The following is an 11256-nucleotide window of genomic DNA, read 5'->3' as shown; positions in this document are numbered from 1 at the left end:
GCAGGGGGCAGGGGGCAGGGAGCAGGGAGAAGTAATTGTCTAATTACCAATTACCAATTACCAAAATCTAAAATCTAAAATCTAAAATCCAAAATCTAAAATCTAAAATTACTATGACTGGAAAGGAATTACGCCAACTGTTGATTGATAAATGGGGACAACCTTATGATGTCCAGTTTCGCCGCACCCAAGGGAAAATATTTCTGCAAATCATGTGGAAATACTTTGGACAAGTTTCTTTCCCCATGAGCGAAATAGATTATCAAGATCATCTGGACAGCATTGTCAATTATCTTAATGCTTTAGGCGGAATACAACAAGTACAAACTTTTATTCTAGAAACTAAAGAGCGTCCTCGTCTTGGGAAAGCGGTTAGCATACCTCTTGATTTGGGTGAACGCGCTTCAGAATGGATTGTTTAAAAATCAGGTAATAGGTAATAAGGGTTTGCTCCTGACTCCTAACTCCTGATTCAGTGACATTAAACTGAAGATATAAAAAAATTAACGGCAAAGAATTAGATATCTGTTACTATCTACACTTATTGTACTAGGTCAACACGGTATTAATCAGGCTATGATTATGGGACGGTTTTAGAAGCCTGGAACGCTCCAGGTAAATTATGTTAATTTTTACGAGATGCTACGAGAACACAGTGCAGGGGACGTAAGCTGTGCGAATTCCGCTTGATTATTACCGAATTCTAGGATTACCGTTGGTGGCAAATGAGGAACAATTGCGACAGGCATACAGCGATCGCATTGTCCAATTGCCCCGACGGGAATATTCGACTACATCTATATCTTCTCGCAAGAAGCTGATTGAAGAAGCTTATATGGTTTTATTAAATACCGATGAGCGCAAAGCCTACGATCAGCTTTATCTGGCTCACGTTTATACTCCTAGCAAAACTGCTGATACAGGTTTACAGGAAAATCTAGTAGATACCAACCCCAAAGACCAAGATGCTCAAAGTCTCAGCATCGAAATCACCCCAGAGCGATTTATTGGTTCTTTGTTAATACTCCAAGAACTAGGAGAATATGAATTAGTATTAAAACTCGGTCGCCCGTACCTAGTTAATAAACCTAGTCCAATTAGTCTCAAAACAGGTCATCGTACTACCCAAGCAGAAACTCCTGAAAACCAAGACCTACCAGACATTATCCTCACCGTCTCCCTAGCTTGCTTAGAACTAGGACGGGAAGAATGGCAGCAAGGTCACTATGAAAATGCCGCCATATCTTTAGAAACTGGTGAGGAATTATTAGCACGGGAAGGCTTATTTCCCAGCGTCCGCGCCGAAATGACCGCTGATCTTTACAAACTGCGTCCCTATCGCATCTTGGAACTATTAGCACTACCACAAACACAGATTCCCAAACGTCGGCAAGGATTAGAATTATTACAAAGTATCCTAGAAGATCGTGGCGGCATTGATGGCACAGGCAACGATCAATCAGGACTTAACATAGATGACTTTTTACGATTTATCCAACAAATTCGCCATTATTTAACAGTCTCAGAACAGCATAAACTCTTTGAATTAGAAAGTAAACGCCCCTCAGCCGTGGCTACATATTTAGCAGTATATTCCTTAATCGCCAGAGGTTTTGCCCAACGCCAACCAGCATTAATTCGTCAAGCCAAGCAACTATTAATGCAATTAGGCAAACGCCAAGACGTGCATTTAGAACAATCCCTTTGTGCTTTACTCATGGGACAAACGGAAGAAGCCACCCGTGTCTTAGAACTAAGTCAAGAATATGAAGCCTTAGCTTTTATTCGGGAAAAATCGCAAGACTCACCAGACCTATTACCCGGACTATGCTTATACAGTGAACAATGGTTACAGCAAGAAGTATTTCCCCACTTTCGAGATTTAGCAAAACAGCAAGCCTCGTTAAAAGAATACTTTGCTGATAGACAAGTTCAAGCTTATCTAGAATCTTTACCCAACGATGCCCAAATTACCAATGAATGGGCAGTAATTAACCATCAATCCTTTCCCCAGCCAGATATTCATCATTACCGTCACCATAATAATAACACCACACAAGCACCACAACATCATCAACCAGTCAATCCTGAGTTACCAGAAACCCATCCTCGACCTCAACCTGAATCTTCCCAGGGTTCTATACCGAGGTGGAATCATCCATCAACAGATGGAAATGAGGGAAATCAAATATCACAAATACCCTTAACAGCAGCAAACCCAAACAGAAGAACACATCCAGTTAATGATCATCCGACGACAGTAACAAACCAGCAGTCTCCCAAACGCAGAAGACGCAAACCGACTGCTAATACACTTCCCCAGCGATTCATCCAGTCTCAAGCTAATTTTCTCAGTAGTCTAGATCCAAAAACACGCTTAGTTTGGTTAGTTTTTTTCTCATTGGGAGGAGTATTAATTCTTTCGTTATTAGTATCAACAACTTTTGGCTTAGTCAAAAACATCTTCTTTCCCAGTCCATCATTAAAGGGAGAACAGTTAGCAATACAACTAAATCAACCACCCATCAACATTCCTGACCCCAACAGCGAACCTGAAGCCACCAATAATGAAGAACTGACCAAGGAGACAGCAAAGGAAGTAATTGAAACTTGGTTATCTGCCAAAACCTCAGCTTTGGGGCAAAATCATGACATTGATGGTTTAAAGGAAATTTTAACAGGTGCAGTTTTATCCCAATGGCAGTCAGTAGCCCAGCAAGAACAAGAAGATCAACGCCATCGCCAGTACAAGCATAATGTGGAAATAGTCACTGTCTCTAACAAGGGAACGGACAAAGATTATGTATCTGTAGACGCTCAGGTACAAGAAGTTACTAAGTTCTATCGAAATAGTCAGCAGCAAAAGTCTTCTAGTGAAAACTTGCGGGTTCGTTATGATTTGGTTCGCAAAGAAGGCAAATGGCTGATTCAGAAAATGTCAGTGATTCAGAATTTTTTGTAAGTTGGAGACAAGAGGCAAGAGACAAGAGGCAAGAGGGGAAAAATTTCTTTCTTCATCCTGACTTCTGACTGGGCGCGGGCCCCGCGCCCCTACCTCCTGACTCTTCCCTTAATGTCATGAAACTTTGACACTCATGCCCTGACTGAGATCGCTATGTTAAGATTTCATGACATATTGATCCCCGCATGGCTGATAACTACGTGAAATATAGTAAAACCTATCTTTAGACCCCTTGATCCCTAGATAGTTTTACTGGTTAATATTTACTTAACAACTCTTTGCAATCCTCAATAAATGCAAAACAACGGCATAACCAGGAATTTTGATGAGTTAGTATCTTAATAAAAAACAAACAGTAAACGAATTTAAAACTGGGGCAAAACCGGGAGTCAGGAATAAAAAAATCTGGGTAGACGATATTTAATCAAACTTTTTAACCCGGAAACAATACTTTACCTTTCAAACTACTGGAGTCCAAATCAATGGCAAAAGAACGCCCACCGCTAGAAGAGATGACCTTACGGCAATTACGCAAAGTTGCCAGTGAATACTGTATATCTCGTTATAGCAGAATGCGTAAATCGCAGTTATTAGCATCAATTGAAGACGTTCAAAATAGTAAATTCTCGCTCAGTTCATCCCCTAATCTGGAGGCACAAGAAACCGTGGAAGCAGCAAAATTTGAGTTAGGTCAAGAAGATCGGACTGGTGGTTCTCTCGCTGATGTTGATGAAGCACTAGCAGATTTACCAGCTGGTTATGGTGACAGTCGGATTGTTCTGTTACCTCGTGATCCTCAATGGGCTTACACTTACTGGGATATTCCTAACGACCATAAAGAAGCACTGCGTCGTCAAGGTGGACAAACCCTAGCTTTGCGGATTTATGATGTCACTGATGTTGATCTAGATTATCAAAGTCCCCACAGTATTCAAGAATACCCTGCTGATGAACTAGCAAGAGAATGGTATTTGCCAATTCCCGTGAGCGATCGCGATTATGTGATAGATGTTGGTTATCGCACCGCTGATGGTGGTTGGTTGGTATTAGCGCGTTCCGCGAGAGTGCATATTCCCCCCGTCTATCCTGCTGACTGGATTGAAGATGTCTTCATCACCGTAGACTTTGAAGAAGACCTACGTGGTAAGACCTTCTACGAACTAGTTCCCCCATCCAAGAAATTACCAACTGCTACTGCTACTGCTGCTGCGGGTGGTGGAAATCCCATTTACGAACAAATCTTTGGTCTAGCAGAATCCGCTGAAGCTCAACGGGTTGCAGGTTCTATATTCGGTTCTATGCAGCACGTCCCCGGTTCTGCTGCTCCCGAACAAGCTCTCAGTTCCTACGTTTTCCCATCTGGTGTAGGTATGTGGGCTATTCCTACCGTATCTGGTTTAACTATGTCCGGTGTGGGAATGTCCGGTTTCTCCGCTTCTGCTGTTCCTGCGCGTCCTCGCAAATTCTGGTTAGTTGCTGATGCTGAATTGATTGTCTACGGTGCAACCGAACCTGATGCAACTGTAACCATTGGTGGTCGTCCCATTAAACTTAATTCCGATGGTACATTCCGCTTCCAAATGTCTTTCCAAGATGGTTTAATTGACTACCCAATTTTAGCTGTTGCGGCTGATGGTGAACAAACCCGTTCTATTCACATGAAGTTTGAGCGCGAAACACCTTCTCGTAATACTAATACTAAAGATGAAGCTGTTTTGGAATGGATGGTATAAGTTCTGTATTTGAAGATTAACCATAACTGCAATTAATAAATTCACCCGTTATAGGATGCCTGTAGCGGGTTTTTTATTGTCTGAATCAGGATGTCTAGGATTTAAGGATTTACAGGATGTTATAATATTTATAAACTTTCACCAAAATATACAGTTATGGCGATCGCTATTTCCTAGAGTCTAAAATTAGATTACAATAGTTTGTATATACCTAGCAAAAATTGACTATAACTCACTATGACTATCAATCTAACACCAAAACAAGAAGACTTTATTCAAACAAAACTGCAAACAGGAAAATACCAATCGGTAGAACAACTGATGGAAATTGCTTTCCATTTACTAGATGAGTATGATCGGAATGAGACAGAATGGGTTAAGAAAGTGCGAGAAAAAATTGATGCAGCAATTTCAATTTCTGAACACACACCACCTATTGATGGAGAAACATTTGTTAATCAAATTTTAGATCGTTTTCAGCAACAAAGACAGGTGCAAAAATGAATCGTTATGTTATTAATATTCTCGCTAGTTATGACCTGAATGAAATTGCTGAATACTTCTCACAAAAAAACTTAGAAGCAGGTGAAAAATTTTTTCAGGAGTTTAACCGCAAATGTACACAATTAGTTTCCTTTCCTAATAGTGGTAAAAGCTACTCAGAAATCAACCCTGATTTACGCGGATTATCCCTTGAAGGATATATAATTTTTTATCGAGTATTGGATGATGGAGTTGAAATTTTACGAGTGGTAAGTGGTCGTCGTAATCTTTCATGTATAACATCATGGTTTAATTTGATGTGAGATTTGCTATTATTGAAAATAAGGTTTAAAACAATTAACTGAATTAGGTAAAAATCAATGATTTCAGAACAAGAATTATTAACAAAGTGGCGATCATTACCCCAGGATAAACAACAGGAAGTCTTAAAATTTGTGGAATTTATGCAATTGAAAACCACTGCAAAAAAACCTCCTTTGGGGGAACGTTTGCGAGAAATTCGCTCTAAAATTGTTGCATCTGGTAAACCTTTATTAAATGCAGATGAAATAGAAAAAGAATTAGCTGATCGTAGAGGTGGAATCCAAGGTAGACAAGAATGATTATAACTTATATTGATTCGGGTGTGTTACTGAGTGCAACCAATGGTACTGGTTTAATTGCAGAAAAAGCATTAGAAATACTATCAGACTCACACCGGGTATTTGCTGCTAGTGAGTTTGTCAGATTGGAGGTCAGTCCTAAAGCAGTTTATCATCAGCAAATTTTGAGGATTTTTTTGTCAGAATCAGGATAACCAGGATTAAAGGATTTACAGGATGTTGTTGTTTGATTGTCTATGAGAAGTAGAGATGTTAGGACGTTAGATAATAAATTATCCGTTAAATTATTTGTTGTTATTTGTTGATTGTTGGTGTAACTGTATTTTATAATATCTCAATATTCACAGACAATTCATCAATAACAATTTGTCAGAATCAGGATAACCAGGATTTGAGGATTTTCAGGATGTTGTTGTTTGATTGTCTATGAGAAGTACAGATTTTAGGATGTTAGATAATAAATTATCCGTTAAATTATTTGTTGTTATTTGTTGACTGTTGGTGTAACTATATTTTATAATATCTCAATATTCACAGACAATTCATCAATAACAATCCTGTACATCCTAAAATCCTGGACATCCTGATTCAGACAATTACAATTTCAACATCCCACCAACAACCTACAAATAACAATCATGTAAATCCATGAACACACCTAATACCCCAAATAAAAAATTAGACGAAATCACATACATAATAAATGGCTGTGCAATGAAAATACACCGAACTTTGGGAAATGGTTTTCAGGAAGTTATTTATCAAAGATGTATGGAAATTGAACTCAAAAAATCAGGTTTAGGTTTTGGAAGAGAGGTAGAACAAGTAATTTATTATGAGGGAATTGAAGTAGGAACAAGAAGGGCGGATTTTATAGTTGAAGATCAGGTTGTGGTGGAGTTGAAAGCGATAATTAATTTAGAAGATGTTCATTTAGCGCAAGCGAAAAATTATTTGGTAGCTTATAATTTTCCTGTGGGTTTATTGATTAATTTTGGTGCGTTAAAGTTGGAATATAAGAAGGTTTTTAATTCTAGATATCAGGGTTAATTTGTCAGAATCAGGATTTCCAGGATTAGAGGATATTCAGGATGTTGTTGTTTATTTGAAGTGGGGATTTTGAGCTTTTTTTGTCAGAATCAGGATAACCAGGATTAGAGGATGTACAGGATGTAATTTTTTTATTGTTTAGGAAAAATGGCAATTTTTGGATGATAGATAATATCCTGTGATTGTAATTATCATTTTTCAATATTCACAGACAATTCATCAATAACAATCTGTCTGAATCAGGATAACCAGGATTAGAGGATGTACAGGATGTAATTTTTTTATTGTTTAGGAAAAATGGCAATTTTTGGATGATAGATAATATCCTGTAATTGTAATTATCATTTTTCAATATTCACAGACAATTCCTCAATAACAATCCTGTAAATCCTAAAATCCTGGACATCCTGATTCAGACAATTAAAATTTCAGCATCCCACCAACAACCTACAAATCACAATCCTGTAAATCCTAAAATCCTGGATATCCTGATTCAGACAAAAAATATGAATCAGATATTTTCATTATGTTGGGTTGCGTTCCTTAACTCAACTTGTAAGATATAGGAATGCTAATTTTTCTTGCTTGAATTTCCTTGACTTTGAAACTTTTGATACGCTTGATTAACTGCTTGCATAGCAGCTTTAGCATTAATAGAAGTATTAATATCAGGATGATATAATCTAGCTAATCGCAGGTAAGCGACTTTTACATCTCGATGAATAGCATTTGCTTCCACACCTAAAATTTCCCACCATTCCCCAATTAAAGGTAAATTATCATCCTTGTGAACCTGTCGCCAAATTTTGATAGTTCCCGCTTTACCACCACTAACAAGTATTTTACCATCTGTGCTAAAAGTGAGGGGACTAAAACCAGAAATAGATTCTACTAATTCCCCAGTTTCAATATTCCAAAGTTTAATAATTCCATCTTGACTACTACTAGCAATAATTTTACCATCAGGGTGAATAGCAATACAAGAAATGGCTGTTGAATGATTTCCTAAAGTAGAGTATGATTCTCCACTACTAAGATTCCATAACTGAATTTTACCATTTGCACAGCCAGTAATTATAGTTTTATTATCTGGAGTAATTGCTAATGTATTTACTGCTGCTAAATGATGATTAATAATATAATATTGTTTACCAGTTTCTATATCCCAAATTCTCATGGTTTTATCAGCACTACCACTCACAATTTTTTTACCATCAGAACTAATAGCAACAGCTAAAACTGCATCTGTATGTTCATTTAAAGTACGTTTGAGTGTTCCCGTGTAGCTTCCCCAAATTCTAATAGTTTTATCTGTACTAGCACTAACAATAATATTACCATGAGGACTATAAACAAGAGCATTTACAAAACCATTATGACTGTAGGGAGAACTTAAATAAGATAATGTGCCATTATATTTTTTTGTTTCTAATTGCCACTTGCTAATTTTTCGATCTACACTACCACTAATTAACTGTTTACCATCAGGACTAATAGCTACAGATAACACAGCTTCAGCTTGTCCAGAAAAAGTATATAGTAGTTTTCCAGTTAGCAAATTCCATAAATTCACTTGTCTGTCATCGCTACCACTAGCTAAGGTTTTATTATCAGGATGAATAGCTACATCATTAACATTAGATATGTGTCCTTTTAAAGTTTTTACACATTGCCAAACTTCCTTTGACGGGGAGTTTATTGTTGATATTTTTTGTTCATTTTTAGGTAATTTATCATGAAATTTAGCTTTTAATTGTTGTAATTCATCATCAATTTCTAAATTTGTAAATTTAGCATTTAGATCATCACCAGATAACTCTATTAATGCTTCAAAATAATAATCATTTTGCACAACTTTTTCCTCCATACGTTCAAAAAGCTGCATTGGAGTTTCTTGGAATTGCGAATTATCTAATATTTTTACTACACCATAACTAGCGAGTCCCAAAACCGCACCAATTCCTGCCATTGGTACTGTACCAATACCAAAAGCTAAACCTATTTTAGGGGCAATAAATCCGATATTACCGATAATATTAGAAATACCAAAACCACTAATAGCACCTATTCCCATTGTGCCACAAACGGTGGAATCTCCTTCCATAATTCCTGTAAAAGCACCATAAACAGCAGCACCAACAACCGCACCTACAGCAGTTACAGAAGTTGCGCCTATTCCTACCGCACCAAAACCTCCAGCGATGCCAATACCTCCCGCAGTAGAGGAAATACGCGCACCTGTTAACATTCCAGTGGTGATAAAAGCTGCACCTGTTGAAGAACTTGCTTTCATGGCTTATGAGTGTCAATTTGATTAGATGAAGAAAATACAAATATTGAGACAATTGATAATTAGTCTTTTAACAAAGACACAAAAACGCAATAAAAAACCCTTTGCGTCTTTGCGCCTTTGCGTGAGACTATTTAACTATAAGCCTCCATTGGTAAATAAGAATAAACAAAATTCCTATCCCCAAAAGCCCTGTTAATTCTCGCCACACTTGGACAAAACTTATATTCCTTATTCCAAGGTGCAGGATAAGCAGCTTGTTCACGGGAATAGGGATGATTCCATTCACCAATAATCAAACTTTCCGCAGTGTGAGGGGCATTTTTCAAAAGATTATCGTGAATATCCATTAAATCCTGGACATCCTGATTCAGACAATGACAATTTCAGCATCTCATCAATAACCTACAAATAACAATCCTGAAAATCCTCAAATCCTGGACATCCTGATTCAGACAATTACAATTTCAGCATCCCACCAACAACTTACAAATAACAATCCTGTAAATCCTCAAATCCTGGACATCCTGATTCAGACAAAAAATATGAATCAGATATTTTCATTATGTTGGGTTTCCTTGCGTCAACCCAACCTACTAGCTAAGTAGTGAAAATTCAAATATTATCTAACAAACCATGTATAATCTTTGCAGTAACACAAAACTCTAGTATTCACCATAAAACAGAATATGCAACAGCCAGGAGAATATGATGCTGTGCTTGGTAGTCAAACCCAAACACCAGAATTTGCAGCAATTTTAGGTGGCATTGAAGGGATGAAATTACGGTTAAGTAATGCTAACCCCCAGGTGAGAATTGTTTCACTTCAAGAAGTTTTGAAATATGGCGATGCGGGATTAGATTTATTAATTCAGGCTTTAAATGATGAGTCACTGCAAGTACAAAATGCGGCTTATTCTTTATTGAAGTCTCGAACAGAAGTAAAAGTTAGACAAGCGTTAAGAATATTTGATGAGGAACAATTAAAGTCAGCCGTAGGGATGGACTATAAAGTTCTGCGTGACTTACTTGCTAAGGAAAACTGGAAAGAAGCACATGAAGAAACAGAACGGGTAATATTCGCAGTAGCACAATTACTAGTACCAAGCTGGGGAAGGCCATTTTGGTTAACTTCTGGTGTCCACCGTATACCGTGTCAAGACCTCCGTACCATTGACTGGTTGTGGGTAAAATCCAGTAGTGGGCGCTTTGGATTTTCTGCACAGAACCGCATTTATCAAAACTTAAGGAAAACGAAAACGAGTGCAGAAAATCGAGTGGAAATCTATAGAGCTTTTTTAGATAGGGTAGGATGGATAAAAGACAACTCTTGGTCCTACTCCAGCAGTAATTTTACTCATGATATAACAGCGCCAGTAGGACATCTCCCATTTTTAAAATTGTACGGACCACCAAACTACCGAGATACGGCAGAACAAATAGCTGTGATTAGGCATCAATTCTTCTCTTACATCGAAAATTGTGAACTGTAAAATCTAAAGGTAGGTGAAAAGAAATTATGGAGATTTATTAGCAGCTAAATCCTTAAGAAGGATTGCGGGTTATTGATTTCGGAAGATTGATAGTGGTTTCCTTATCTAGGCGTATACTTCTAGTATTTTAGTTCGGCAGCCACTCAAGCGTACTATAGCGATCCTAAATTAGTTATGAAAAACAAGATTCCCGACTTCTCTAAGAAGTCGGGAATCTGACTCTTGCAATGTTCACAAATCAAATAGGATTGCTATAGATTCCAACTCTTTAAACAACTTCACACAACTCTATGATAAGTAACTATATTTTCTGATTCATCTTCTGGATCTGCAAGCCAGATTTGGTCTATAATAGGTGGAATATTTGCATTTTCAATAATTTCTATGATTTTCTCAGGAAAAAGAAAATCACCACCTATTTCTACAATTAGAATTTTTACACAATCTATATATTCCTGAAATTTTTTTTCTGTATTTGCTAAATGTCTAGCTAATTCTTGAGAGATTACTGGTTCAGCTTCCATCATTTCTTTATAATAAATTGCAGTATCTTTCCATGAACCAGATAATTTTAGACCAGATTTATCTGAAGTATCATCACGTTCATTGTCTGGAATACGAC

Annotated in this window: 11 protein-coding genes and 1 pseudogene; 9 read left to right on the top strand and 3 right to left on the bottom strand. The window is 37.4% G+C overall.

What is annotated here, in order from left to right:
• Positions 1 to 113 precede the first annotated feature (113 nt).
• From IQ228_RS11855 to IQ228_RS11820, 8 genes are all read left to right on the top strand, one after another.
• Positions 114 to 422, top strand: coding sequence for a DUF3067 family protein (locus tag IQ228_RS11855; protein WP_027401611.1), 309 nt, complete (start codon positions 114 to 116; stop codon positions 420 to 422).
• A 251-nt stretch (positions 423 to 673) separates the two neighbouring features.
• Complete coding sequence (locus tag IQ228_RS11850) at positions 674 to 2962, top strand: IMS domain-containing protein (protein WP_193962932.1); 2289 nt, start codon at positions 674 to 676, stop codon at positions 2960 to 2962.
• A 482-nt stretch (positions 2963 to 3444) separates the two neighbouring features.
• The gene (locus IQ228_RS11845) at positions 3445 to 4695 is read left to right on the top strand and encodes a DUF4912 domain-containing protein (RefSeq protein ID WP_027401609.1); all 1251 of its coding nucleotides are present in this window, start codon (positions 3445 to 3447) and stop codon (positions 4693 to 4695) included.
• Between the two features lie 237 nt (positions 4696 to 4932).
• Positions 4933 to 5199, top strand: a complete 267-nt coding sequence (locus tag IQ228_RS11840) for a hypothetical protein (RefSeq protein ID WP_027401608.1) — start codon at positions 4933 to 4935, stop codon at positions 5197 to 5199.
• Positions 5196 to 5501, top strand: coding sequence for a type II toxin-antitoxin system RelE/ParE family toxin (locus tag IQ228_RS11835; RefSeq protein WP_193962931.1), 306 nt, complete (start codon positions 5196 to 5198; stop codon positions 5499 to 5501). The genes IQ228_RS11840 and IQ228_RS11835 overlap by 4 nt, the downstream gene beginning before the upstream one ends.
• 57 nt (positions 5502 to 5558) lie before the next feature.
• Positions 5559 to 5801 carry a hypothetical protein gene (locus IQ228_RS11830; RefSeq protein WP_193962930.1) on the top strand — a complete coding sequence of 81 codons (243 nt, stop codon included), beginning with the start codon at positions 5559 to 5561 and terminating at the stop codon, positions 5799 to 5801.
• Entirely contained in the window at positions 5798 to 5995 is a 198-nt protein-coding gene (locus tag IQ228_RS11825; protein ID WP_193962929.1) for a hypothetical protein, read from the top strand. The genes IQ228_RS11830 and IQ228_RS11825 overlap by 4 nt, the downstream gene beginning before the upstream one ends.
• A 454-nt stretch (positions 5996 to 6449) precedes the next feature.
• Complete coding sequence (locus tag IQ228_RS11820) at positions 6450 to 6851, top strand: GxxExxY protein (protein WP_193962928.1); 402 nt, start codon at positions 6450 to 6452, stop codon at positions 6849 to 6851.
• A 571-nt stretch (positions 6852 to 7422) separates the two neighbouring features.
• Here the strand turns inward: IQ228_RS11820 and IQ228_RS11815 are convergent.
• On the bottom strand, positions 7423 to 9144 hold the full coding sequence (locus IQ228_RS11815) for a DnaJ domain-containing protein (RefSeq protein WP_193962927.1): 1722 nt from the start codon (positions 9142 to 9144) through the stop codon (positions 7423 to 7425).
• Positions 9145 to 9275: 131 nt separating this feature from the next.
• A pseudogene (locus IQ228_RS11810) lies at positions 9276 to 9491 on the bottom strand (hypothetical protein); the annotation flags it as partial.
• A 339-nt stretch (positions 9492 to 9830) separates the two neighbouring features.
• Here IQ228_RS11810 and IQ228_RS26590 point away from each other — a divergent pair.
• Positions 9831 to 10634, top strand: a complete 804-nt coding sequence (locus tag IQ228_RS26590; protein ID WP_228043832.1) for a GUN4 domain-containing protein — start codon at positions 9831 to 9833, stop codon at positions 10632 to 10634.
• Between the two features lie 278 nt (positions 10635 to 10912).
• Here the strand turns inward: IQ228_RS26590 and IQ228_RS11800 are convergent.
• Positions 10913 to 11256 (bottom strand): hypothetical protein (locus IQ228_RS11800; RefSeq protein WP_193962926.1); only part of this gene is annotated, 344 nt, incomplete at its 5' end.

Source organism: Dolichospermum sp. LEGE 00246, from assembly GCF_015207865.1.
GTDB lineage: Bacteria > Cyanobacteriota > Cyanobacteriia > Cyanobacteriales > Nostocaceae > Dolichospermum > Dolichospermum heterosporum.
This window is presented reverse-complemented; position numbering and strand designations above follow the sequence as displayed.

Bases quoted from the DNA above. Each gene is read 5' to 3' on its own strand.
- IQ228_RS11855 (WP_027401611.1), top strand. From the start codon at position 114: ATGACTGGAAAGGAATTACGCCAACTGTTGATTGATAAATGGGGACAA.
- IQ228_RS11815 (WP_193962927.1), bottom strand. From the start codon at position 9,144: ATGAAAGCAAGTTCTTCAACAGGTGCAGCTTTTATCACCACTGGAATG.
- IQ228_RS11825 (WP_193962929.1), top strand. From the start codon at position 5,798: ATGATTATAACTTATATTGATTCGGGTGTGTTACTGAGTGCAACCAAT.
- IQ228_RS26590 (WP_228043832.1), top strand. From the start codon at position 9,831: ATGCAACAGCCAGGAGAATATGATGCTGTGCTTGGTAGTCAAACCCAA.
- IQ228_RS11840 (WP_027401608.1), top strand. From the start codon at position 4,933: ATGACTATCAATCTAACACCAAAACAAGAAGACTTTATTCAAACAAAA.
- IQ228_RS11820 (WP_193962928.1), top strand. From the start codon at position 6,450: ATGAACACACCTAATACCCCAAATAAAAAATTAGACGAAATCACATAC.
- IQ228_RS11830 (WP_193962930.1), top strand. From the start codon at position 5,559: ATGATTTCAGAACAAGAATTATTAACAAAGTGGCGATCATTACCCCAG.
- IQ228_RS11845 (WP_027401609.1), top strand. From the start codon at position 3,445: ATGGCAAAAGAACGCCCACCGCTAGAAGAGATGACCTTACGGCAATTA.
- IQ228_RS11835 (WP_193962931.1), top strand. From the start codon at position 5,196: ATGAATCGTTATGTTATTAATATTCTCGCTAGTTATGACCTGAATGAA.